Raw genomic sequence first — 22,614 nt, forward strand, 5'->3', positions numbered from 1 at the left:
GCCCCCACACCGCCGTCACATGCAGCGGTAGGCATTGAAGACTGCTATGATAAAACGTGTGGCTCTCTATGCACGCTATTCCACCGATCAGCAGAACCTCGCACCCATTGAAACTCAAGTCCATCTTGGAACAGCGTTCGTTGAAAAGCATGGCCGGCGACTGCACGAAGTATACGTAGATGCCGGGGTGAGTGGAGCGAGCTTCGAGACGCGGCCCGGCCTTCAGTCTATGTTGAGTGAACCGTGCCAGGGAGCATTTGACGTACTGCTATGCCTGACCCTTGATCGCCTATCACGCGATTTGGAGCACAGCGCCCGAATACTGAAGCTCCTGCATTTCCATGAGGTGGTAGAGCTTTGTACCGTTCACGGCGGAACAGCGGAGCGTCGCGTGTCGCGCCTCAGTGCTGTGGAGGATCATGTTCAACACGAGGTTCCCGAGCTACGAATTGTCATGGACGAGCTTTGGATGCGGGCAAGACGCGAGCAGCAACGCCGATTTCTCCGTAAAGTGTAAGGCAGTCTTTCGATGGCTGAGAGGCGCTTGGATACCGATACTTGTTGCAACTTGTTTAAAGTCGCATAGGTGAAGCAGCGCTAAGCCTCAGTTTCGGAAGGACGCAGCGGAATGCCGAGGCGATTTTCGATGTCACGTATAAATGCAGGTCTTTTACCGCGACGCTCATTCGCATCTGCGAAGTCTGGCAGAAGGTCGGCCAGATCCGGGTATTCCCCATGTCGACTGTGATGCCGCTGGAAGTAATTGGTGACACTGCGAATTGCGAGAATGTACTCGCGGGAGAGGTGAGGTGCATTGAAAGCAAGTTTCGCCCATAGCTGTGCGCTAAACCGTTCGGTCTCCTCTTGGCCGTCTTCCCAGACATAGCCCCGCTGCCAGTGGCGAAGTCGTTGTATCGCATTCCGAACTTGGTCGAGTGCCCCTTCACGCTCGTTGGTTGATAGCTCGATTGCCTGTAGGATATGGTTGGTCGCTGCCGTGTCAGGCATCCACTGAATACGGCTCCCGTTCCAATAGCCATCGTGGCCGAGAAAATTGATGCCGCTGGGTCCGGTTATTAGGCATTCTTTGCGCGGCTTCAGCCCCAGAGGACCACATTGGTGTTCGCTTGCGCGACCCACAAGGATTGCATCTGCTGTTTCAATGCTGCTGATAGTCTCGCCGAGGATCAGGATGTTGTCCGCGTAGGACATCACGCGGACATCACCGGGCATCGCCTCTAAGAGGTCTGCCACAAGAAGTTCGGCGGCAGCAGGTGAAGCGGCGCTTCCTTGTGCCAACATGCCTCTGGGGGGAAGAGGCGCATCATCAATAGCCTCGGTAGAATGCATAGCAGTCAAGCCGGTATCACCGTGCCTGTAGCCGATAACATTCCGCACTACCGAACCCGGTAGCGGCCTTAGCAATGTCGCAAGACCTTGGAGGTCCACGCTAGGATAGAATTGATCGATGTCCCGTTCTATCCCGTGAATGAACCCGTGCTGGGCATGCTCATTAACCGCCATCAAGGCGGCTTTGACGCCCCCTTCTAGCGTGAAATGCCGACCTGATGGAAGAGGAAACATAGCCCGGATCACGTCAGCGACCATGGTTTGCAGAGCGTGCTTCCCCGGACCAAAATCAAACGTGGTGCGGCGACGTTTGTGTGGTGCGGGTTGCACCGTAGTCGTCCTGACATACTCAGCGAAATGATATGTAGCTGTCATGCGGGCAGCTAGCTCCCGCATCGCTTCTGGAGGATGTGTGCGGAGCCTGCGTTTAGCTTGAACGCTCCTCAGCAGGTAGAGCAGCTTAAAGTTCGTATGACCGAGAAACCTCAAAATCAAAAGCCGCTGCTTGTCCCGATTGGGTGCATGAGCGATTTGGCGAAGGGCGGCATCTCTGCGGTTCCCATGACCTAAAACCTCAGCAACAAAATCAGGATGGTCGGTTGCGTAATGAGTGAAGTGGTATCGAGGCGCATATGTCATCGCTCAGGTCTAAATTGACGCCTTAGATTTGACCAGCGGATTGATGAGCCGCGACTGTTGGATGAGTGCAAAAACACGTAAGATAGGCCTTGGAAATTGTAACACGTCGGTGTTACACAGATGCAACCAGTTTCACCTTAAGTGTTTGAAACTTATAGCGTGGACTTTTCGTTCTTCCCCTCTCTCCGGGCCCACCATTGTTTTATCTATTGCTTCGTAGCCTCATTGTAGCCGGACGCGAATTTCCGGAATTTTGTCACGAGGTTTAGTAACTCCACATCTGTGTGGTGCCGGTTGTGAAACGTTAGATAGTCTCACCATGCTCCTCGGACAAATGTGTTCGTATCAGGTCTCTTCGGCTCGACACACGTCTCAGCGATTGCGATGGAGTAGTCACGAGGTCGCAACGCAATATGCGATCGATGCCTTCGTCACCTTGTTGAAGGCCGCCGTAGGGAACACCGCGCCTGCGGTTAGTAGCGCGAGGAGCAGTCCAGCTTGTTGCCAGCATATCCACGCACGCAGTCCTTCCAAACGAGAGCCAAATCGTTTCCAATTCCCTCGTAGTGCAGTTTACTTTCTCTGCTAATTTCCGATTTCACCACGCTGAAAGATCCGGAAGAGGTTGGGACCTCCCCATTGATGTAGTTGATACCTCCATTCGCTTCTGCCGATCTCTACGAAGAGAGACTCCGCCCACGCCGACTAATGGTTCAACATAGGCCCCGCCAGCTATCAAGTCGTCATCGACGATGACTGCAACCTACCTAGACCTCCTCGGGACCATCTGGGTATCGTTGCCGCCGATCAAATTTGTCATTGTGCCGAATAGCGGGCTCTTCAAAACCCCGTACCTAATCGCAACTGCGTCGTCTTTGCCTGCAAATTCAGGACTATTCGCGGTCCAATTGGGACTACCATTCAGAGCCGCGCAAAGCTGGCCGTGCAGCAGACTCAGTCAGTCCTGCTGCTTTTCTTTCAATCAATCCCCGAAGAAGCTCAACCCGATCAAGCCATTTGCGGCAAAGCCGGCGGCGGCCGTTGCAAGGGGGAGATAGATCCGCGACATAAGCGGACTCAAGGTACCCCATCTGAAGCTCGCGGCCTGCTTGATCTTTTGAGACTGGCGGATCTTTTCGGCATTCGCCTTGCGGATCTCGGTGGCCTGCTGGCGGGCCTGCGCCCGCTCGGCGATACGTGCATCTATCCGTTGCTGGCGTTTCACCTGCTTGGTTCGTTCGCGGATCTCTTCGTAAGATTTACCCTGGTTGAGATGTCCTTCCCGGCCGATCCGCTCATCGATAACGAGCGACTGCTGGTAGATCTGTTGAAGCTGTTCGGTGGGAATGCCTGGCGTGCAGAAATAGTGCTCGAACATCGCCATGTTGAAATGCAGCACGGATTGCGCCACGTGCCGGCCGTCCATCCCCCACTGGTTGCGATAAACGTGGCTCACCGCCTCATAGGAGGGGAAATAATAGAGTGACGAATCATTCGGCGAACGGTCGCGATAGAACTGGTCAAAGGCGGCTCGGATAATAGCCTTGGAAACGGAGTTCGCCGCAATCGCACTCACCGACCGGAATGTAGCCGTCAGCGGAATCGGCGACACTGAAAACATGATCTTCGCCTCCGGCCGGAATCGGCGGATGATCTCGTAGATGGCGTTGATATTTCTCAGTGTCTCCTCGAAGGTGGAGACGCGGAACTTGTGGCGAGAAGCATCGAACTTGTCCTTCGGCACGGCGCGCCAGAACACTTCCTTGGTCGGCTCGTCATACCAGATCTCCGACAGGCCGAGCGTGATGATGAACATCTCCGCCTCGTCGAACAGTTGCTTGGTGACGAGCCGCACTTCTTCGCCATACCCAAATTCCTCGGCCTTGTAGCCGTGCCAGAGATCCCCCTCGGGCACCTTGTTCAGCCAGGCCCATTCGAACTGCTGCAGGATGGCGAATGTATTCACCATGCCATCGCCCATTTTTGTCACATAGGCCTTGTTGTCTTTCTTGGTCAGCACATTGTAGCCGCGATCGTGCAGATAGGTGCTGATATTGGTCGCGAAACAGGAACCGAAAGCAACGACCGGGGTTTCCTTCGCCAGAAAAGGCGCCGTCGGCTTCCAGCCTGCGATGATGTATTTGTCGATCGCGTCCGCCACCTTCAGCGAAGCGGGCGTGGGATAGAAATTCGTGTTCTCACCACGATAGAAGCTCTGGGAGGTCGTCTTCTTCTGACCATCCTGCTCATAAACAAATGTCGACATCCAAAATCCCCTTCGAATATTCTTACAGAGTATTACCTCCTGATAGCCAGTCAATATTTTCACCGTGAATGCAGCCTACCCGTGCAGCATGTCTGCTCGGATTGAAGCTTGTAGGCAACACCCTCTGCATGAACTCACCTTATGACCACGGGCCGAGCCTTCAATCCTGATGGCATCCGGCTGTGCGAGCACACGTCTTGATCGCTTCCTGCAATCGATGAGCCTGTCGGACGATCCCGGTTTTGACGGCGCTATATCTTCTCTGATGAAAGCTCCCAACTCATGGTGCTCAAGGCTGATTTTATTTCGATGAATCTTACGTTGCACCAGTGAAGCACCAGAGCTTAGTGCTTGTACGCGACGTGAGCATAAGAGCTCACGATACATGTATTTGGATTCCCATGTGAGTTGGCACCGCATCAAGATACTTTGCGTCGCCGCCATGCTTAACGCAGCTTGCAGCGGCTTCGGCAAAGTTTTTGCTGGTGCGTGGGAGACCTGTGACAGCAGTCGTTTCGACTGAGCGAGAGGTCCGGTTCATAGCTGATCCTGCGAGGTCGTCGTTCAAAAGATCGCAACAAGATCAGCGGAGGGCGGAGGGGCGATTTAGCACTAACAGCATTGCTTTTGCTGCGCTAATCGAATTTCTCCGTGTCCACCACATCAACCATACTTATTAACATCGTGCGAGCGAGCGATCCGTCCCCTCAGTATCGGCAGGTGACTGGAGAGCCCTCGGATCCGTTTTCAGCCCCTTTCGGCAAGGGCAACGGCCCGCGCGACGATACGGGCGAGTGTTCCGTCGTTGAAGGCCTGGGCCAGCATTCCCTCGTTGAATCGATCACCGCGCACCAGCGTTGTCAAAAGGTGGGCCATATCATCCTGTGAAGCGGTTTCGATCGCCATCGGCGTCGTGATCATATGCTGGTAACGCTGGCGAAAACCGTCGCTTAACCAGTCGATTTCCGGCCGCACCCAATTGCCTGAAACCACGGCTTCGATAAAACCAAGTCCGCCTTCCGAGAAGGCGTAGTAGGGAGACTGCATGACGCCGGCTTCCGTCCCTCCGCCTGACCACGCGCCGAATGTGAAGTCCGGGTCGGCGAAGACGGCTCCGTACGCGAGGAGAGGGGCCATATCGGGTGGTGGCTGCATGGTGGAATGCGTCCTTGCGGGTAAAGGGGTCTTGTCGACGTTTCGATTTGGGTTGCGAACGTGCTGGCGAGTTAAACCGGGTGGCCGATCAACGGCAACAGAAGTTCGATCTGCGGGTCGGGATTTCCCCGGCGAGACCAATCTGGCCAGACTTGTGCGTCGATGATACTCCATGCCGATCCGCAATAAGTGGCCGCAGCGACAGATGATGCATTTTCTTATTCGGCTGCTGGGAAGGCGCGAAGCGACCAGCGCTGCGGATCAGGCCTGGGTTGATGCGATTGAGGCTGCCTATCTCGCCAGCGAGTTCGGGCATCTGCGGATTTTTGCCGATGGGCGCAATGCCGGCCTGGATTACAGCCCGTTGCGGTTCGGCGGATATTACCGCTGCGTCGAGACGCTGCATGCCAACGGCGGCGGCATGATGGAGGCCGGCGAAGAGGCTTGGTTCCTTGGTTATTACGTTTTGCCCTATGACAACGTGCTTCGGCTGCACTTCCACGACGGGCGGCAGGAAAAGCTGATCACCTTTGCCGGGGTCTATCCGGAAACAGAAACGCTCATCTGTTCGGCCTTTGTCGACCGACCGGAGCGCTACCTGGAACAGGCACCCGCCCCAAGGGCCAAAGCTGCCGGCCTTGCTGTGCTGCGCGAAAAGCTGATTTCGTTGCGGAGAAGCCGCAGCCGTTGGTGAAGGCTGATCCGGACCTCTTCCTATGCGCCGTAAGTGGCGGATCAATCGTTACGAACGGATCCTATCCCCAAACAAAAAAAGCGCCCCCCGCGATATCGCGAAGAGCGCTTTTGGGGAAAAACTGCTGATTAGCAGTTGGTGCCCTGGACGGTTGTGCCGGTGTTGTTCGGGAGGTTGCCCGAGTTGGCTGCATCACCTGGCTGGCCGCCGTTGTTGCACTTCTTGCTGCCTTCGCCCATCGTGCTGCTGCTCGGCATGGTGCTGTTGGTAGCTGTCGAATCGACGGTGCCGGAAGCTGCTGGCTTCGGCGGGATGTTGCCACCTTCGCCTGCGGTGTTCTGCTGTACGTTGCTGCGGTCTGCGGCGGTGCCGGACGTTGCCGTCTGGGCCATAGCCGACGTTGCGAGACCAGCGGAAAGGATCGTTACTGCGAGAAGCTTCATCATTATGGTGTTTCCTTGTATTCCCTACGGTGACTTAACCCGATGGCGGGCAAAAGGTTTCCTCACATTAGCAAAAGATCTTCATGCGGGCGGGCCGTGGGTTTTTGACCATTGGCAACTTCGTCGGTTCGGGGAGGGTTCGGTTGCGTCATTCGGGAGCGCGCTTGCCTTCGACTTCTCGGCCACTCGCTGGCGACTGGTCGGCCATGAGGCGGCGGCTGGGGGCGTTCTTGCATGGTCGGTTCGCTTCGTTCGCCATGCCGGAGCCCCGCTCTGTGGATAACCGCATCTCGGGCGAATTCCGGCTTTTGTCACCCCAGCAATTTTCTTGACCTTCGGCTTCAATTATAAGCAGCCTGCAGTTCAGGACCGCATGGGAGGCGAGACGGTTGCAGACGATTTTTAGCATCGGTATCGATGCGCTCGCCTATGGCATGATCCTGTTCGTGATTTCGATCGGGCTTTCAGTGACGATGGGGCTGATGCGGGTGGTCAATCTCGCCCACGGCGCCTTCGCGATGATCGGCGGCTATGTCGCTTCCTATATTTCGCGGGATCTCGGCCTCGGCTATGCGCCGGCCATTCTTGCAGCCGTGGTCGCCACGATCGTGATTGCGGTGCCGATCGAGCGGTTTCTCTATCGGCGCATCTATGGCGCGCCTGAATTGACGCAGGTGCTGATGACGATCGGCATCACCTTTTGCATCATCGGGCTTGCCAATTACCTGATGGGGCCGACGCTGAAGACCATTCCGCTTTCGGATGTGCTGCAGCAGCCGGTCGATCTCGGTTTCCGCAGCATTTCCGCGCATCGTCTGTTTGCAATCTTCTGCGGTCTTGCCGTGGCACTTTGCCTGTGGCTTGCAATCGAGAAGACCGGTTTCGGCATCAGGTTGCGGGCCTCGGTCGACAATGCGGCGATGGCCTCAGCGCTCGGGGTTCGCACGGAAATCATCTATGCGGTCAGCTTTGCGGTCGCGGTCGGTCTTGCGGCCTTCGGCGGCGTGGTCGGGGCCGAATTGCTGCCGGTCGAACCCTATTATGCGCTGCGCTATCTCGTGACATTCCTGGTCGTCGTTTCCGTCGGCGGGGCAGGCTCGATCGGGGGCACGCTGCTCGCCTGCCTGCTGCTCGGCGCGGTCGATACGACTGGCCGCTATCTGCTGCCCGAGTTCGGCGAGTTCTTCTTCTACCTTGCGGTGATCGCCATCATCTGCGTGTTTCCGAACGGCCTCATGAAGGGGGCCAAGTAGAATGGCGGTTGATGTGAGTTCAAGGGATATGGGCGCCATGCGCCGGCGCCGGCGCCGTTCGCTGATGCGCGATGTCGTAGGGGTCGGCGTGATCGTTCTTGCCGCGGCGATCGGCTATTTTGCCTTTCCGGACAATCTAGCGCTTCTGACGCGCATCATCGCGGTGGCGCTGCTCGTGCTGTCGCTCGATCTGGTCACCGGCTATTGCGGCGTGGCGACGCTTGGTCATGCGGCGCTGTTTGGCAGCGGCGCCTATGCGGCCGGCATTCTGTCTGCCCATTTCGGCATCAACGATCCGCTGCTGATGACGCTTGCGGGTCTTATCGGTGGAGCGCTTGCCGGGCTGTTGTCGGGGCTCGTCATGCTGCGTGCCCATGGCCTGCCGCAGCTGGTTCTGTCGATCGCGCTAATTCATCTGTTTCACGAGCTTGCCAACAAGATGTCGTCCTTTACCGGTGGCAGCGACGGTCTTTCGGGGATCGCGCCGGATCCGATCTTCGGCCGTTTCGAATTCGATCTGTTCGGCAATACGGCCTATGTCTTTGCGGTCGTGATGCTGCTCGTCGTATTCGTTCTCCTGCGCATTCTCGTGCGGTCTCCATTCGGCATGCTGTGCCGCGGGCTGAAGGAGGATCCGCTGCGGATCCGGGCGATGGGCGCCTCGCCGAAGCGGGCAATCGTCAAGATGTATGGCATTTCAGGCGCGGTCGCAGGGCTGGGTGGCGCACTCAACGCCATCTCCACGCAGGTGGTCGGGCTCGATACGCTGTCGTTTACCCAGTCGGCGGAAGCGCTGGTCATGCTGGCACTCGGCGGCACCGGTTCGCTGTTCGGGGCCCTTGCCGGCACTGTCGCCTTCATGATGTTCCAGGACTATGTATCCTCGGTCAATCCGTTCCACTGGCTGACCATGGTCGGCGCGCTTCTGATTGCCGTGGTTCTGTTTGCGCCGAAAGGCATCTATGGAACGGTAGCGGCGTTTCTTGAAAAACGGCGGGAGGGACGGCCATGACCGCAGCTGTCGGAAATCCCGTGTTCGAAGTCGTCTCCCTCAAAAAGTCGTTTGGCGGGCTGGTGGTCACGAATGATGTGTCGCTGTCGATGGCGGCAGGCGATCGCGTGGCATTGATCGGCCCGAACGGTGCCGGCAAGACCACCTTCGTCAATCTGGTGACGGGAACGCTGGCCCCCAGTTCCGGCGAGGTACGGCTGGGCGGCGAGGTGATCACGGGGCTTGACGCAAGCGCTCGCGTCAAACGGGGACTGGTGCGGTCCTTCCAGGTGACACGGCTGTTTCAGGATATGACGGCAGCCGAGCATCTGGGCCTTGCGGTTCTTCAGCGGGAAGGGCGGTCCGGCCGCATCTTCGGCAATTTCCTGACCATGCCTGATGTGATGCAGGAGGTGGAGCACCGGCTCGAGACGTTGCGGCTGACCGCGCTCATGCACCGCAAGGTCCGCGAGATCGCCTATGGTCAGCAGCGTCTTTTAGAGATCGCTATCGCGCTCGCCTTGAAGCCGAAAGTGCTGCTGCTCGACGAACCGGCGGCCGGCGTGCCGCAGAGCGATGTAGGGCTGATCGAGCAGGCTCTCAACGAGCTGCCGGCCGATCTGGCGGTGCTGATGATCGAGCATGACATGGATCTCGTCTTCCGGTTTGCCAAAAAGGTGGTGGTGCTTGCCGCAGGTGCTGTCATCTTCGACGGCGCGCCGGGCGACGCCACACGCGATCCCCGCGTCAGGGAAGCCTATCTGGGGAGCTATGCCGATGCCGGCCGCGTCGCTTGAGATCGAAAACCTGTCGGCGGGCTACGGCCCGACCAGGGTGCTGGAAGACATCACCGTCACGGTCCCGGCTGGACGGCGGCTGGCCGTTCTCGGCCGCAACGGCATGGGCAAGACGACGCTGCTTGCGAGCCTTGCCGGGCAGACCCGTCGTTACGGCGGACGGATTGCGCTTGACGGTGCCGATATCAGCACTGCCGCGAGCGCCGACCGCGCCCGTGCGGGCCTCGGCTATGTGCCGCAGGAACGCTGCGTATTCCCGAGCCTGACGGTGGAGGAAAACCTGTTCGTTGGCCTCAAGGCGCGCCCGAAGGATGCGATCGAGGAGGCCTATGCCATGTTTCCGCGGCTGAAGGAGCGGCGGAGCAATCTGGGCAACCAGCTTTCCGGCGGCGAGCAGCAGATGCTGACGACGGCCCGCACCATTCTCGGCCGTCCCTCCGTGTTGCTTCTCGACGAACCGCTGGAGGGGCTCGCCCCCGTCATCTGCGAGGAACTGATCATTGCCTTCGCGGCACTTGCGACCTCAGGCGACATGACCATCCTACTGGTGGAGCAGCGGATCCAGAGCGCGCTCGATTTCGCGGAAGATGTCATCATTCTGGAGCGCGGGCGCATTGCCTGGAGCGGCACGCCGGATGCTCTGTCGAAGGATCAGCAGACCGTGGACCGTCTGCTCGGTGTCGGCGGTTTGCATTGATGGACAGCCCGGCGCGGCTCGCCAGTCTGGCGATGTATGTCGCGCCGCTGCCGGTTGCGGAGGCGACCGATGCGCTGTGGGCGTTTGTTGCCCGCAGGCTCACCGATGCGGGCATGGCCGGGGTTCCCGGTACGCTCGACCGTTCGATCTCCCATGACGATGCCTGGATGCGGCCGGAGCTGCTTTTGTCGCAGACCTGCGGATACCCTTACGTCAGCAGTCTGCGCGGAAACGTGCGGCTGGTGGCGACGCCCTGCTATGCCTATCCGGGTTGCGACGGGCCGGATATGCGCAGCTTCGTGATTGTCCGCAAGGATGCGGGGATAGTCTCGCTCGAGGACCTGCGCGGGCGGTCGGCGGCGATCAACAGTCGGGACAGCAATTCGGGCGCCAATCTGTTTCGCGCCGCGATCGCGCCGATTGCGCGTGGATCCCGCATCTTCGGGAGGGTCATCGAAACCGGTGGGCATGCCGCCAGCATCGCGGCGGTTTCCAAGGGCAGGGCGGATTGCGCTGCGATAGACTGCATCACGTACGGTCATGTGGCGCGGTTCGCGCCTGAAGATCTCGCTGATATCGTCGTGGTGGCAGAGACACCGTCTGGGCCAGGACTGCCGCTGATCACCCGTGCATCTGCATCCGATGACGAGGTGGCGCTTTTGCGAGAAGCGCTTGAGGCAGCACTCGTTGACCCGTCGCTTACGGATGTGCGTGACGTGCTGGCGCTGACCGGTTTCGCGGCTCTCGACGATTCCCGTTACGAAAGCCTGCTCGAGCTTGAGCGGCAGGCCGCAGCGCTTGGCTATCCTGCCGTCGCCTGACACATCGACGCCGCTGCCGGGACTTTGCCTTATCCCTTGAGACGCCTATCGTAGCGCCTTCGCCGACCCCGGCCTTTCAAGGGACGCTGCCCGTGACGATCCTTCTCGACAAGGCACTGACGTGGCGTGATGTCGCTCACGTTGCGGAAGGCGAGGATCTCGCGCTTTCGCCAGCGGCTTGGGACCGCGTCGCCTATGCCCGCCGCATCGTCGAGGCGTTGGTGGAGAGTGGCGCGAGGGCCTACGGCATCACGACGGGCGTCGGGGCGCTGTCCGATACGGTCGTTGATCGCGAGGCGCAGAGCCGGCTTTCGCGCAATATCGTCATGAGCCATGCCTGTGGTGTCGGCCCGCTGCTTGGCCGCCGCGAGGTGAGGGCGGTCATTGCGGCGCAGATCGCCAATTTCGCGCATGGGTATTCGGGGGTACGCCCTGATATCGTTCGATACCTCTGCCGGTTTCTCGAGGCCGATTGCGTTCCGGATATGCCGTCGAAGGGCTCGGCGGGGTACCTTATCCACAATGCCCATACGGCGCTCGTCTTCATCGGCGAGGGACATGCCTGCGTGGCGGGGGAGCGGATGACCGGCCGCGCGGCGCTTGCCGCAATCGGGCTCGAGCCGCTGGTGCTCGGCGCCAAGGAAGGGCTCAGCCTCGTCAATGGCACCGCCTGCTCGACCGGTCTCGCCTGCGTGGCGCTCGCGCGTGCCGAACGGCTGCTCGATTGGGCGGATGCCATTGCCGCTGTCACGCTGGAGGCTGCCGGGTGCCAGATGGCCGCTTTCGACGAGGATGTGCTGGCGCTGAGACATTCGGCCGGCATCGCTATGGTCGGAGCGGCATTGCGGTCGCGTCTTCAGGGAAGCGGTATCATCGCGGCCGCGGTCGGGCGTCGAACACAGGATGCGCTCAGTCTTCGCGCCATACCGCATGCGCATGGCGCCGCCCGCGACGTGTTTGTCCATGCCTGCGGGACAGTCGATCAGGAGCTTGCCTCCGTCACCGACAACCCTGCAATCGCCGGCACGCCGGATGCGCCGCTCGTCTGGTCCGAAGCGCATGCGGTGGCGCCGGCGCTTGGTCATGCCGCCGATGCGCTTGCGAGTGCCATTGCCCAAGTTGCAGCCATGAGCGAGCGTCGCATCGACCGGCTGGTCAATCCGCTGGTGAACGGCCTGCCGCCGTTTCTCGCGACCGACGCGGGAAGCCATTCCGGTTTCATGATCGCGCAGTATACCGCTGCCGCACTCGTCAATGAGAACAGGCGGCTGGCCGCGCCCGCCGCGACCGATGGCGGCCTCACATCGGGGCTTCAGGAGGACTTTTTGGCGCATCCGACCGCGGCGGCCAACAAGCTGCTCGCCATACTCGACAATGCCGAACAGGTGCTTGCGATCGAATTGATGGCGGGCGTCCAGGCCCAGGACATTCTCGCCGAAACCAATTCTCCCGCGATCGGCACCCTGGACGTCCACGATATGGTGCGACAGCGTGTGGCTATCTACGCGGACGATCGCCCGTTGGGTGAGGATATGGAGGTGCTGCGCCAACTGATCGCCGGCAATCCGCCGCCGCCTGCTTGACCTCCCTCGCGCATCTTATAGTATGAGTTAGGTCATCATGTATGATGACATTGTGATAGGAAGCTGTCCTGGGGAGGATCAATGCTGAAGAGACTTTTGCTGACCGGCGCCGCCGGCGGGCTTGCGCGCGGAATTCGTCCGCTGCTGAGCGAGCTTGCAGAAGAAGTGGTGCTGTCGGATCTCACTGAGATCGATGACCCCGGTGCGAACCAGCGTTTCGTGCGCTGCGATCTGTCCGATGCCGCAGCCGTCGCCAAACTGGTTGAAGGCGTCGACGGTATCATCCATCTCGGCGGTGTTTCGATCGAAAAACCGTTCGACATGATCCTGCAGGCCAATATCGTCGGCCTCTACAATCTGTATGAAGCCGCCCGCCACAGCGGCAAGCCGCGCATCGTATTTGCCAGTTCCAACCATGTCGTCGGCTATTACAGACGCGACGAATTCATCGACAACAGCGTCGCACCGAAGCCGGACTCGCTCTACGGTGTTTCCAAAGTGTTCGGCGAGGCCGTTGCCAGCATGTACTGGCAGAAATTCGCGCAGGAGACGCTGTCGATGCGGATCGGGTCCTGCTTCGACAAGCCGCTGACCCGTCGTATGCTGGCAACATGGCTGAGCTACCAGGATTTCGTATCGCTTTGCGGGCGGGCCTTTTCCGCTCCACGGCTTGGCCATGCGGTGGTCTACGGCGCTTCGGCAAACGATGAGCAATGGTGGGACAACGGCAACGCGTCCTTCCTTGGCTGGAGACCACAGGACACATCCGCCAAATGGCGCGTGGAAGTGGAGGCGGCGGCGGTTGACGATCCGGCCGATCCGGCGGTCATTTATCAAGGCGGTGCATTCACCACGGCCGGGCATCCGGACGATATCTGAGATAGGAATTTTGCAATGACGATCTACCAGAACCTGATTGCCGGCGAATGGGTCGGCACGGATGCGTCCGAGAACATCAGCCCGTCCGACACGAAAGATGTCGTCGGTCTCTATGCCCGCGGCAGCGCCGAGGATACCAAGACCGCGATCGCGGCGGCGAAGGCTGCGTTTCCCGCATGGTCGCGTTCCGGCATCCTGGAGCGGCACGCGATCCTGAAGAAGACTGCGGACGAGATCCTGGCCCGGAAGGAAGAGCTCGGCAAGCTGCTGGCACGCGAAGAGGGCAAAATCCTGCCGGAAGCGATCGGTGAGGTGACGCGCGCGGCGCAGATCTTCGATTTCTTCGCGGGCGAAGCGCTGCGCCTGACCGGCGAGATCGTGCCGTCGGCACGGCCGGGCATTACTGTGGAGATCACCCGCGAGCCGCTCGGCGTCATCGGCATTATCACACCGTGGAATTTCCCGATCGCCATTCCGGCCTGGAAGATCGCGCCGGCGCTTTGCTACGGCAACACGGTCGTGTTCAAGCCAGCCGAACTCGTGCCGGGCTGCGCCTGGGCGATCGTCGATATTCTCCACCGCGCAGGCCTGCCGAAGGGTGTGCTCAATCTGGTCATGGGAAGCGGCTCGGTGGTCGGTCAGGCGATGCTCGACAGCCGGGATCTCGGCGGTATCACGTTCACAGGCTCGACCGGCACCGGCAAGCGGGTGGCGCTCGCCTCGATCGAGCATAACCGCAAGTTCCAGCTGGAAATGGGCGGCAAGAACCCGATGGTGGTGCTTGACGATGCTGACCTTTCGGTCGCCGTGGAAGCCGCTGCCAACTCCGGCTTCTTCTCGACCGGCCAGCGCTGCACGGCCTCGTCGCGGCTGATCGTGACGGAAGGCATTCACGACAAGTTCGTGGCTGCCATGACCGACAAGTTGAAGTCACTGACCGTTGACAATGCACTGAAGGCCGGCACGCATATCGGTCCCGTCGTCGACGAACGGCAGCTCAAGCAGGATACCGACTATATCGAGATCGGCAAAAGCGAGGGCGCCAAGCTTGCCTTCGGCGGCGAGGTCGTGTCCCGCGATACGCCCGGCTTCTATCTTCAGCCGACGCTGTTTACCGAAGCCACCAACCAGATGCGCATCAGCCAGGAAGAGATTTTCGGACCGGTCGTGTCGGTCATCCGCGTCAAGGACTATGACGAGGCGCTTGCCGTTGCCAACGATACGCCGTTCGGCCTTTCCGCCGGCATCGCGACGACCAGCCTGAAGCATGCGACGCATTTCAAGCGCAACTCCGAAGCCGGGATGGTGATGGTCAACCTGCCGACGGCGGGCGTCGATTTCCACGTGCCCTTCGGCGGCCGCAAGGCATCGTCCTTCGGTTCGCGTGAACAGGGTAAGTATGCAGCCGAATTCTTCACCGTGGTAAAGACGGCCTATACGCTGCCGTAAACAATATTCAGCCCGGCACGGCAGACGCTGTGCCGGGCGACATCCTCATTCGATTTTCTCATGGGCATCCGCCTTGCCCTTGACCCAGTAGCCCGCGGCCTTGAGCCACGGCAGCGCATGGCCGCGGCGTTCCACGAGATGGGCCCGGATCGCGCGCGCGACAGAGGCTTCGGCCGCGACCCAGACGAAAGTATCCGGCTCGATTTCGACGGTATCGAGCGCTGTAATCAGCGGCTGGGCATCGGTTGCGTGCGACAGCGGCCGGTGGACGTAGATCGTCCGGAGCGAGGCCTTGCTCTCGAAGGACTGTTCTTCGGCCTGTCCCTCGACCGCGGCGATCACCGTGATGGTGTCGCCGGGCCTTCCTTCCTCGACCCGCCGACCGATTGCCGGAAGCGCGGTCTCGTCGCCGATCAGGATCCAGCGCTTTACACCGGTAATGACCGCTGATCCGCGCGGGCCGCCGATCGACAGCGCGGTGCCGGGCTTCGCCTCAAGCGCCCAGCGTGTTGCCGGTCCCGCTTCGTGGACTGCGAAGTCGATTACCAGCCGTCGCGCATCGGCATCGTAGAAGCGTGGGGTATAGTCGCGGCGCTCTGGTTCTCCATCGGATGTGGGCAGCATGATCTTGACGTGGTCATCCGGCGCGCTGCTGACGAAGTCGGCGAGGTCCTCGCCCGTCAGCGTGATGCGCAGCATGTTCGGCGTGATGGCCGCGACGGTTTCGACAACCAGGTTGCGCCGTTTGAGCTCGTGCTTGAAGCGCTCGATCTTCGGGCCGGACGGCAGCGCGGGTGACGGGTTGGAGAGGTCGTTCATGTCTGTCCTTTCACCGCTTCAAAGCCCGAGAAGACGAGCGGTCCGAGAGAACCACCATGAAAATTCACGGGGATTGATGCAAGCGCTTAAACTTGATAATCACAAACAAGTTTAATGTGCCACGGTGAATCGATGACCTTCCAGCCCCGGATGCGAAACCAGATCGAAGGTTTTTCGGTCATCGGCGGCATGCGTCGGCGGCACTGGAATGGTATCACCGCAGATCTGTGGGATGTGGAATGCGGCCCGCATGCGGGCGGTTATTACGTGGCGCAGGATCCGCGGCTTTTCATTCTGTTGGAGCATCGCGGCGGCGGGCGGCCGCTGGTGAAGTGCAGTCCACGAGCGGGCGGTTCGCCGCAGGACAGTTGCGAAAGCCCGATTTCCTATATCCCGGCCGAGATGGATCTGTGGGTGGATATCGAAGACGTCCAGTATGTGCGGCACCTCGACATTCATTTCGATGCGGATGGTTTGCGGCGCCGGCTGATGGACGAGCTCGATCCGCGGCGTCTGACCGAGCCGCATCTCCTGTTTGCCGATCAGCGCGTGATGTCGCTGGCGCAGCTGATTGCGACGGAAGTCGCCAGTCCGGACCCGCTCCATGATCTCTACGGCGATGGCCTGACGGTCGCGCTGCTCGTCGATGTGCTGAAGATCGTCAAGCTGTCGGACGCTCGCAAGCGCAGCACGCTTGCCCCGTGGCAGTTGCGGCGCGCCGTGGAATTCATCGAGGCCAATTGCCTTCGCAGCATTCGACTGCAGGAGATCGCGACCCTGACGGGGTTGTCGCAATCGCATTTCAGCCACTCGTTCAAGGCGTCGACCGGGTTTGCACCGCACGAGTGGCAGATGAATGCCCGTCTCGACCGTGCCAAGCATATGCTGATTTCCGGCGCCCGGCCGCTGACCGAAATCGCGGTCGAGAGCGGCTTTGCCGATCACGCCCATTTCAGCCGCGTGTTCCGCAAGCATGTGGGCACCACGCCGTCGAAATGGAAAAAGTCACACTCGGTTTGAATCGGCTGCGATGGGGTTCAGTCCAGCAACTTTGCCCAAGATCGTTCAAATATCGCGGATGCGGGCAAGCGACGGCGTTTAATTTGAGTTAAACACTCATCTATTGTGCCAGGTAGTGTGGCGGCGTGAGTGGGGCGAATATGAGTGGAAGTTTGGGGAAGAACAAGGTGAAGGCGGCGCTTGGGGCAGGGGTTGCCCTAATGGCGCTCAGCGCATCGTTTAGCGCGCGGGCGCAGGTGCAGAGCGAGGGGACAACGCTTGCACCGATCGTGATCGAGGGCCAAGGAACGGAAGGCGGCGGTACCGGCCCTGTTGAGGGTTACGTTGCCAAGCAGACGACCACGGGTTCCAAGACCGATACGCCGATCAATGAAATTCCGCAGTCCGTATCCGTCGTCGGACGCGAGGAGCTGGAGGACCGCGGCGTCGTCGATAAGGTCGATCAGGCGCTTCTCTATACGCCCGGCGTCTTTGCGCAGCCTTATGGTTCTGATCCCGATACCGACTGGATTTATGTGCGCGGCTTCAACGCTTCGCAGACGGGTCTCTTCTACGACAATCTGGCTCTGACCAGTCACGCTTTCGGCAATTTCCAGATCGATCCGTTCCTGCTGGAGCGCGTGGAAGTTCTCAAAGGCCCGGCATCGGTTCTGCTCGGGGGCGCCAATGCCGGCGGTGTCGTGAACTTGGTGCGCAAGCGCCCCACGGACGAGCCCTATTTCTACACCGAGCTCGGAGTGGACAGCAACGGCAGCGGTTATGCCGGCTTCGACTTCTCGGACAAGGCGCTCGGCAGCGATGTCGTCAGCTACCGCTTCACGGGCAAGCTTTCCGGCGGCCAGGGCTATTCGGATGAGCAGGATGATATCCGCGGCGTGTTCATGCCGCAGATCACATTCCAGCCGACCGACACGACCAGCCTCAATGTCTGGGCCTCCGTCAGCAAGCTCGATCAGACCCATACGTCCAACGGTCTGCTGCCCTATACCGGCACGGTGGAAAACAATCCCGTGTTCGGCAAGCTTGACCGAGACGTGTTTGTCGGCGACCCCGACTTCGACATCGGTCGTTCGACCCAGGCAATGGTCGGCTACGAGTTCGAGCATGAGTTCGATAGCGGCTGGAAGTTCACGCAGAACCTGCGTTACGCGCATCTCGACAAGCGCGAACGCCAGATCTACGCGTTCGACTTCCTCTCGCAGACCGATGGTCTGGTGCTGACCTACGCAGACGACGTGCGCTCTTCGGCCGACTCGTTCAATATCGACAACCGGCTGGAGAACGAGTTCGAGCTTGGCGGCGCGAGCCACAAGGTGATGGCTGGCGTGGATTATCGCTACTACCGTCTCGACAACGATCAGCTCGCGACACCCTTCGGTTCCTATCCGCCGCAATACGATCCGCTCAACCCGAGCAATGACCTGCCAACACCAACACTCGTGCCTTCGACGCATCAGATCTACACGATCAATCAGGTCGGTGCGTATGTTCAGGACCAGATCAAGTTCGGCGGAGGCTGGGTCGCCACCCTCAACGGTCGCTTCGATTATCTTGAAAGCGAGGTGGACGACCGCCTTGGCACCGGTGATGCCAAGCTGAACGATACCGCCTGGAGCGGCCGTGCGGGCATCGCCTACGAATTCGAAAACGGTGTGACGCCCTATGCCAGCGTCGCCACCTTCTTCAGCCCGCTGGTCGGCACCGGTGCGGATGGCGCGCTGAAGCCCGAAGAAGGCGAGCAGTACGAGGCCGGCGTCAAGTACGAGCCGACCTGGCTCGACGGAAGTCTGACGGCGTCTGTATTCCAGATCGACAAGCAGAACTACACGGTCAGTGTCCCGGCCATCGGTGACCGTCAGCTCGGCGAAGTCCGCTCACGCGGTGTTGAACTCGAAGGCAAGTTCAATCTCGATCGCAACTGGAAGCTCATCGCTGCCGCCTCCTACACCGATCTCGAGTTCACCGAAAACCCTGGCGATTCCTCGCTGGAGGGCAATACGCCGGCGGTGGTGCCGAACGCGCAGACATCGCTCTGGCTGGACTACACGGTCACGGACGGACCGCTCGAAGGCCTGGGTCTAGGGGCCGGCGTGCGCTACCGCGGCAAGTCCTGGGCTGACGACGCCAATACGCTTCGCGTGGAGGACGCAACGGTGTTCGATGCCGGGATCCGTTATGAAAAGAACGACTGGAAAGCTGCTCTCAACGTGACCAACCTGTTCGACAAGGAATATGTCGCAGGCTGCAACACGATGTATTTCTGCGGCTACGGCGAAGCCCGTACGCTGACCTTGAAAGTCAGTAAGGTTTGGTAACTTGACAACTTGAGTAAACTTTAGCAGGAAGGCCCTACGGGGCCTTTCACACTGACCGGCTCATGGAGACTGTTGACGAACGGGTGAGCGCAGAGGAGCGCGACGGGAATGTTGATGGACAGGTTTACGCTTTCCGGCCAGGCAATTCCGGTCGACCCGGAGCGCATGCTGTGCGAGATCTGCGAACATTTCGTCGAGCATAGCGAGGTCAAGCGCGACGGCGACCACGTCAATCTCGCAAGCGAGGTTGGCGAAGCCAATATCCGCAAGCAGGGCGGCTGCCTTTCGATCGATATTTCCTGCCCGTCGGCGCAGTTGCTGCAGCTCGTGCGCAGCTCGATTGCCGAGCATCTTTTCATGTTTGCCGGCGAAGAGCCGCTTGAGCTGAACTGGCATGACGAAGCGGTCCTGACGCCGATCCCGGGCCTTACCGAAATTCGCGTCGTTGCCGCACGGCATGTAACGCCGCATATGCGCCGCCTGACGCTTGCCTGCGACGACATTGCCCGGTTCGTCGGCGCCGACTACCACATTCGCCTGCTGATCCCGAAAAAGGGCCGCAAGCCCGTCTGGCCGGTTACCCGTGCGGATGGTCGCCTCGGCTGGCTGAACGGCGAAGACGAAATGGTGATCCGCATCTACACGATCCGCAGCGTCGATGTGGTCCGCGGCGAGATGGATATCGACTTCGTTCTACACGAAAGCGACGGCCGGCCGATGCCGGGTGCCGAGTTCGGCCGCCATGCCGAACCGGGCGATGTCGCAGGTCTGCTCGGACCCGGCGGCGGCGGTCTGCCGGATGCCCGGCACATCATCCTTGCCGGCGACGATACGGCCTTGCCGGCGATTTCCCGCATCCTCGCCGAAGCGCCTGCCGATGCGCGGCTGCAGGTGTTCATCGAAGTCGACGACGTTGCCGATCAGTTGCCACTCTGCTCCAGCGCATCTGTCGAGATCACCTGGCTGCATCGCAAGGGCATTGCGCCTGGCAAAGCCGGCATTCTTGGCCCGGTCGTTCTTCCCGTCATCGAGCAGGCCGGGGCTGAAGCCTTTATCTGGATCGGCTGCGAGAAGTCCGAAGCTCGGCCGATCCGCAACCATCTGAAGTCCCGCGGCCACGACAAGAAGCGCATGTGCGTGATCGGATACTGGGGCGAGAACAAGCACTGACTGAGATTGCATTGGGGCAAATGCCCTAATCGTCAGGCGTGAGCGGCAACATGGTTGACGCCGGCATGGCGAAGCAGGTAGGACGCCATTGTTCCCTTCTTGGGAACAGTGCGGAGAGGTGGCCGAGTGGTCGAAGGCGCTCCCCTGCTAAGGGAGTATACCCGGAAGGGTATCGTGGGTTCGAATCCCATCTTCTCCGCCACTATTTTCCCAGATCGTTTCGTCTCGACATCTTTTCTGGGAACTTTTGCACCTTCAGAAAGATAAGTCAGGAACCACCTCGCGACGTACCCGTTGATAGTCATTCACCTATCACAAAGGATACCCCATGGCTCGCGATATTTCCTCCGACATCGATCGTCTGTCCGATCAGCTCGCCGACCTGCGTTCGGCTCTCATGAAACAGGCCAGCTCTTCGGCAAGCGAGGCATCCAGCTATCTCGCACCGCGTGCCCGCCAGGTGGCGCGGCAGTTGAAGCACGGCAGCCATGACATTTCGGAGGTCGTACGCCGCAACCCGGGTACCGCAACCGGCGCACTCGTCGGCGCGCTTGCGATTGGAGCCGCAATCGGCTTCCTTCTGTACACTGCCGCTGAGCGCGATTAATTAGACCTGAAACAGGCGCATGGATTTCTTCCATGCGCCTGTTTTCACATTTGGACCTTAGGCTCAGGCCGACGGCTGTTTCGTCTTGCGCAGATACGGAAGAACCGTGTCGAACGATCCAAAGCGCGCAAGCGCATCCTCATTCGAAACCCCTGCCGTAATGATCACATCGTCGCCCTGCTGCCAGTTGGCGGGCGTTGCGACCTGATGCTTTGACGTCAGCTGGATCGAATCGATCGCCCTCAAGATTTCATTGAAATTGCGACCTGTTGTCATCGGGTAAGTGAGGATCAGTTTGATCTTCTTGTCTGGACCGATGACATAGACGGAACGTACCGTCGCGTTGTCTGCAGGTGTGCGGCCCTCAGACGATGACCCGGCGCTTGCCGGCAGCATGTCATAAAGTTTCGCGACGTTCAGATCCTTGTCGCCGATCAACGGATAATCGACATCGTAGCCGGTGGCTGTGCGAATATCGTCCTTCCACTTGCCGTGGCTTTCGACAGGATCGACCGAGATGCCGACGATCTTGACGCCGCGCTTGCTGAATTCACCTTCGAGCCCCGCCATGGTGCCGAGTTCGGTGGTGCAGACGGGCGTGAAGTTCTTGGGGTGGGAAAACAGAACCGCCCAGCCATCGCCGATCCAGTTGTGGAATTCAATCGTGCCTTGGGTTGTTTCGGCAGTAAAGTCCGGGGCGATGTCGTTGATACGCAGGCTCATGATGAAGTCCTCCAGTGCTTTTCGCATTGTGATCGGTGACGGCGACATACCCGGTCGGGCGCCGCCTTTGGGTCACGTTGGATATTAGCGGTCGGCCCACTGAATACCACCACGTTTGTTCCAAATTGCGAGCGAGATGGGGCGAAAAGTTGCGCATCGAGTAACGATATCGAAGTCGCATTGCGCGGTCTGGGTTCGTCGCCGATGACCGGCGTCTGAATGCAAATCAGCCCCGCATTCCTTTCGGAAGGCGAGGCTGACGGGAAATCCTTCGACCGCGATTAGCGGATGATCTGGACGACCTTACGGGTCTGCGGATCGACGATCACGCGTTCCTCGTTGACGACCGTGTAGGAATATTCCGGCGCTTCTGGGATCTGCGAGAGAACGACGGTTTCAGGAACCGCCTGGCCGACCACGATGCGCTCCTTGACGACGACGCGTTCGGTTGGCATCGGCTGCTGCTCGACATAGGTGACGACGCGCTGCGGCGGCGGATCGATTGCGCTGCCGACGATCGCGCCAGCGACGCCACCAACGGCTGCGCCGACAGGTCCGCCGACGATTGCGCCGGTAACCGCGCCGCCTGCTGCACCATTAACCGTGCCCTGCTGCGCCATAGCGACCGGCGCAATGCCGATGCTGAGAAGGGTAGAAAGAACGAGGATCTTCGTTTTCATAACGTTTACCTTTCGATGCCTGCGACGGGACCGGCCCGGCAGTTTTATGTTCCGCCAGATGCAACGGTCGTTTCCGACCCCGTTCTGGATGAGTATGGCGATGTCCTGATACCCAAAAGGATAATGTGTTCAGCGCCTTGATACGACCTGACAATGGCCGAACGGGTGGTTCGTTCCAGCCATTGGGCTTCAGTCCTGTGCGGTATGGGACCAAAGGCTGACACTTCGCTGATCTTGCCGAAGAGACGGAAAAGACGGAACAA

General features: G+C 59.8%; 21 protein-coding genes and 1 tRNA gene. 15 read left to right on the top strand and 7 right to left on the bottom strand.

Annotated elements, in window-relative coordinates; genetic code table 11:
• The first annotated feature begins 46 nt into the window (after window positions 1–46).
• On the top strand, window positions 47–517 hold the full coding sequence (locus tag ASG19_RS10015; protein WP_062455939.1) for a recombinase family protein: 471 nt from the start codon (window positions 47–49) through the stop codon (window positions 515–517).
• 80 nt (window positions 518–597) lie between these two features.
• On the opposite strand, the gene ASG19_RS10020 is transcribed toward ASG19_RS10015, so the two are convergent.
• The 3 genes from ASG19_RS10020 to ASG19_RS10030 all read right to left on the bottom strand — a co-directional run bounded on the left by ASG19_RS10020 (window position 598) and on the right by ASG19_RS10030 (window position 5,410).
• Window positions 598–1,989, bottom strand: coding sequence for a reverse transcriptase domain-containing protein (locus tag ASG19_RS10020; protein WP_062455942.1), 1,392 nt, complete (start codon window positions 1,987–1,989; stop codon window positions 598–600).
• A 982-nt stretch (window positions 1,990–2,971) separates the two neighbouring features.
• On the bottom strand, window positions 2,972–4,255 hold the full coding sequence (locus ASG19_RS10025; RefSeq protein ID WP_082476282.1) for a GSCFA domain-containing protein: 1,284 nt from the start codon (window positions 4,253–4,255) through the stop codon (window positions 2,972–2,974).
• 747 nt (window positions 4,256–5,002) lie between these two features.
• Complete coding sequence (locus ASG19_RS10030; RefSeq protein ID WP_156466472.1) at window positions 5,003–5,410, bottom strand: DUF6508 domain-containing protein; 408 nt, start codon at window positions 5,408–5,410, stop codon at window positions 5,003–5,005.
• Window positions 5,411–5,582: 172 nt separating this feature from the next.
• Between ASG19_RS10030 and ASG19_RS10035 the strand changes: the two genes are divergently transcribed.
• On the top strand, window positions 5,583–6,104 hold the full coding sequence (locus ASG19_RS10035) for a hypothetical protein (RefSeq protein ID WP_062455948.1): 522 nt from the start codon (window positions 5,583–5,585) through the stop codon (window positions 6,102–6,104).
• A gap of 128 nt (window positions 6,105–6,232) precedes the next feature.
• Here ASG19_RS10035 and ASG19_RS10040 read toward each other — a convergent pair whose 3' ends face one another.
• Window positions 6,233–6,550 carry a hypothetical protein gene (locus tag ASG19_RS10040; RefSeq protein ID WP_062455952.1) on the bottom strand — a complete coding sequence of 106 codons (318 nt, stop codon included), beginning with the start codon at window positions 6,548–6,550 and terminating at the stop codon, window positions 6,233–6,235.
• 386 nt (window positions 6,551–6,936) lie between these two features.
• Between ASG19_RS10040 and ASG19_RS10045 the strand changes: the two genes are divergently transcribed.
• The 8 genes from ASG19_RS10045 to ASG19_RS10080 all read left to right on the top strand — a co-directional run bounded on the left by ASG19_RS10045 (window position 6,937) and on the right by ASG19_RS10080 (window position 15,017).
• Complete coding sequence (locus tag ASG19_RS10045; protein ID WP_062455955.1) at window positions 6,937–7,800, top strand: branched-chain amino acid ABC transporter permease; 864 nt, start codon at window positions 6,937–6,939, stop codon at window positions 7,798–7,800.
• A 1-nt stretch (window position 7,801) separates the two neighbouring features.
• Window positions 7,802–8,812, top strand: coding sequence for a branched-chain amino acid ABC transporter permease (locus ASG19_RS10050; RefSeq protein ID WP_062455958.1), 1,011 nt, complete (start codon window positions 7,802–7,804; stop codon window positions 8,810–8,812).
• Window positions 8,809–9,588 carry an ABC transporter ATP-binding protein gene (locus ASG19_RS10055; RefSeq protein ID WP_062455961.1) on the top strand — a complete coding sequence of 260 codons (780 nt, stop codon included), beginning with the start codon at window positions 8,809–8,811 and terminating at the stop codon, window positions 9,586–9,588. The genes ASG19_RS10050 and ASG19_RS10055 overlap by 4 nt, the downstream gene beginning before the upstream one ends.
• Entirely contained in the window at window positions 9,569–10,285 is a 717-nt protein-coding gene (locus tag ASG19_RS10060) for an ABC transporter ATP-binding protein (protein WP_062457937.1), read from the top strand. The genes ASG19_RS10055 and ASG19_RS10060 overlap by 20 nt, the downstream gene beginning before the upstream one ends.
• Window positions 10,285–11,106 (top strand): PhnD/SsuA/transferrin family substrate-binding protein, encoded by an 822-nt coding sequence (locus tag ASG19_RS10065; RefSeq protein WP_062455964.1) that lies wholly within the window; start codon window positions 10,285–10,287, stop codon window positions 11,104–11,106. The genes ASG19_RS10060 and ASG19_RS10065 overlap by 1 nt, the downstream gene beginning before the upstream one ends.
• A gap of 92 nt (window positions 11,107–11,198) precedes the next feature.
• Window positions 11,199–12,689 carry a histidine ammonia-lyase gene (gene hutH / locus ASG19_RS10070; RefSeq protein ID WP_062455965.1) on the top strand — a complete coding sequence of 497 codons (1,491 nt, stop codon included), beginning with the start codon at window positions 11,199–11,201 and terminating at the stop codon, window positions 12,687–12,689.
• A gap of 81 nt (window positions 12,690–12,770) precedes the next feature.
• Window positions 12,771–13,568, top strand: coding sequence for an NAD(P)-dependent oxidoreductase (locus ASG19_RS10075; RefSeq protein ID WP_062455968.1), 798 nt, complete (start codon window positions 12,771–12,773; stop codon window positions 13,566–13,568).
• A 15-nt stretch (window positions 13,569–13,583) separates the two neighbouring features.
• A complete protein-coding gene (locus ASG19_RS10080; protein WP_062455972.1) occupies window positions 13,584–15,017 on the top strand; it encodes an aldehyde dehydrogenase family protein in 1,434 nt (477 codons plus the stop codon).
• A gap of 45 nt (window positions 15,018–15,062) precedes the next feature.
• On the opposite strand, the gene ASG19_RS10085 is transcribed toward ASG19_RS10080, so the two are convergent.
• Complete coding sequence (locus ASG19_RS10085) at window positions 15,063–15,836, bottom strand: siderophore-interacting protein (protein WP_062455974.1); 774 nt, start codon at window positions 15,834–15,836, stop codon at window positions 15,063–15,065.
• A gap of 132 nt (window positions 15,837–15,968) precedes the next feature.
• Between ASG19_RS10085 and ASG19_RS10090 the strand changes: the two genes are divergently transcribed.
• The 5 genes from ASG19_RS10090 (at window position 15,969) to ASG19_RS10110 (ending at window position 20,948) form a co-directional block, all read left to right on the top strand.
• Complete coding sequence (locus tag ASG19_RS10090; RefSeq protein ID WP_062457940.1) at window positions 15,969–16,856, top strand: AraC family transcriptional regulator; 888 nt, start codon at window positions 15,969–15,971, stop codon at window positions 16,854–16,856.
• A gap of 140 nt (window positions 16,857–16,996) precedes the next feature.
• Window positions 16,997–19,171, top strand: a complete 2,175-nt coding sequence (locus ASG19_RS10095; RefSeq protein WP_062455978.1) for a TonB-dependent siderophore receptor — start codon at window positions 16,997–16,999, stop codon at window positions 19,169–19,171.
• A gap of 114 nt (window positions 19,172–19,285) precedes the next feature.
• On the top strand, window positions 19,286–20,341 hold the full coding sequence (locus tag ASG19_RS10100) for a siderophore-interacting protein (protein ID WP_244476134.1): 1,056 nt from the start codon (window positions 19,286–19,288) through the stop codon (window positions 20,339–20,341).
• 112 nt (window positions 20,342–20,453) lie between these two features.
• Window positions 20,454–20,543, top strand: a tRNA-Ser gene (locus ASG19_RS10105).
• Between the two features lie 126 nt (window positions 20,544–20,669).
• Window positions 20,670–20,948, top strand: a complete 279-nt coding sequence (locus tag ASG19_RS10110; RefSeq protein WP_062455983.1) for a hypothetical protein — start codon at window positions 20,670–20,672, stop codon at window positions 20,946–20,948.
• A gap of 63 nt (window positions 20,949–21,011) precedes the next feature.
• Here the strand turns inward: ASG19_RS10110 and ASG19_RS10115 are convergent, their stop codons facing one another.
• Both ASG19_RS10115 and ASG19_RS10120 read right to left on the bottom strand, forming a co-directional pair.
• A complete protein-coding gene (locus ASG19_RS10115) occupies window positions 21,012–21,671 on the bottom strand; it encodes a peroxiredoxin (RefSeq protein WP_062455985.1) in 660 nt (219 codons plus the stop codon).
• A gap of 281 nt (window positions 21,672–21,952) precedes the next feature.
• Window positions 21,953–22,351 carry a DUF1236 domain-containing protein gene (locus tag ASG19_RS10120; protein WP_062455989.1) on the bottom strand — a complete coding sequence of 133 codons (399 nt, stop codon included), beginning with the start codon at window positions 22,349–22,351 and terminating at the stop codon, window positions 21,953–21,955.
• Window positions 22,352–22,614 lie beyond the last annotated feature (263 nt).

Origin of the sequence: Rhizobium sp. Leaf306, from assembly GCF_001423425.1 — a bacterium.
Taxonomy (GTDB): domain Bacteria; phylum Pseudomonadota; class Alphaproteobacteria; order Rhizobiales; family Rhizobiaceae; genus Neorhizobium; species Neorhizobium soli.

What these genes read in the sequence shown, in the direction of transcription:
- ASG19_RS10015 (WP_062455939.1), top strand. Translation starts at nt 47, where the DNA reads ATGATAAAACGTGTGGCTCTCTATGCACGCTATTCCACCGATCAGCAG.
- ASG19_RS10020 (WP_062455942.1), bottom strand. Translation starts at nt 1,989, where the DNA reads ATGACATATGCGCCTCGATACCACTTCACTCATTACGCAACCGACCAT.
- ASG19_RS10025 (WP_082476282.1), bottom strand. Translation starts at nt 4,255, where the DNA reads ATGTCGACATTTGTTTATGAGCAGGATGGTCAGAAGAAGACGACCTCC.
- ASG19_RS10030 (WP_156466472.1), bottom strand. Translation starts at nt 5,410, where the DNA reads ATGCAGCCACCACCCGATATGGCCCCTCTCCTCGCGTACGGAGCCGTC.
- ASG19_RS10035 (WP_062455948.1), top strand. Translation starts at nt 5,583, where the DNA reads ATGCCGATCCGCAATAAGTGGCCGCAGCGACAGATGATGCATTTTCTT.
- ASG19_RS10040 (WP_062455952.1), bottom strand. Translation starts at nt 6,550, where the DNA reads ATGATGAAGCTTCTCGCAGTAACGATCCTTTCCGCTGGTCTCGCAACG.
- ASG19_RS10050 (WP_062455958.1), top strand. Translation starts at nt 7,802, where the DNA reads ATGGCGGTTGATGTGAGTTCAAGGGATATGGGCGCCATGCGCCGGCGC.
- ASG19_RS10055 (WP_062455961.1), top strand. Translation starts at nt 8,809, where the DNA reads ATGACCGCAGCTGTCGGAAATCCCGTGTTCGAAGTCGTCTCCCTCAAA.
- ASG19_RS10060 (WP_062457937.1), top strand. Translation starts at nt 9,569, where the DNA reads ATGCCGGCCGCGTCGCTTGAGATCGAAAACCTGTCGGCGGGCTACGGC.
- ASG19_RS10065 (WP_062455964.1), top strand. Translation starts at nt 10,285, where the DNA reads ATGGACAGCCCGGCGCGGCTCGCCAGTCTGGCGATGTATGTCGCGCCG.
- ASG19_RS10075 (WP_062455968.1), top strand. Translation starts at nt 12,771, where the DNA reads ATGCTGAAGAGACTTTTGCTGACCGGCGCCGCCGGCGGGCTTGCGCGC.
- ASG19_RS10080 (WP_062455972.1), top strand. Translation starts at nt 13,584, where the DNA reads ATGACGATCTACCAGAACCTGATTGCCGGCGAATGGGTCGGCACGGAT.
- ASG19_RS10085 (WP_062455974.1), bottom strand. Translation starts at nt 15,836, where the DNA reads ATGAACGACCTCTCCAACCCGTCACCCGCGCTGCCGTCCGGCCCGAAG.
- ASG19_RS10090 (WP_062457940.1), top strand. Translation starts at nt 15,969, where the DNA reads ATGACCTTCCAGCCCCGGATGCGAAACCAGATCGAAGGTTTTTCGGTC.
- ASG19_RS10095 (WP_062455978.1), top strand. Translation starts at nt 16,997, where the DNA reads ATGAGTGGAAGTTTGGGGAAGAACAAGGTGAAGGCGGCGCTTGGGGCA.
- ASG19_RS10100 (WP_244476134.1), top strand. Translation starts at nt 19,286, where the DNA reads ATGGACAGGTTTACGCTTTCCGGCCAGGCAATTCCGGTCGACCCGGAG.
- ASG19_RS10110 (WP_062455983.1), top strand. Translation starts at nt 20,670, where the DNA reads ATGGCTCGCGATATTTCCTCCGACATCGATCGTCTGTCCGATCAGCTC.
- ASG19_RS10115 (WP_062455985.1), bottom strand. Translation starts at nt 21,671, where the DNA reads ATGAGCCTGCGTATCAACGACATCGCCCCGGACTTTACTGCCGAAACA.
- ASG19_RS10120 (WP_062455989.1), bottom strand. Translation starts at nt 22,351, where the DNA reads ATGAAAACGAAGATCCTCGTTCTTTCTACCCTTCTCAGCATCGGCATT.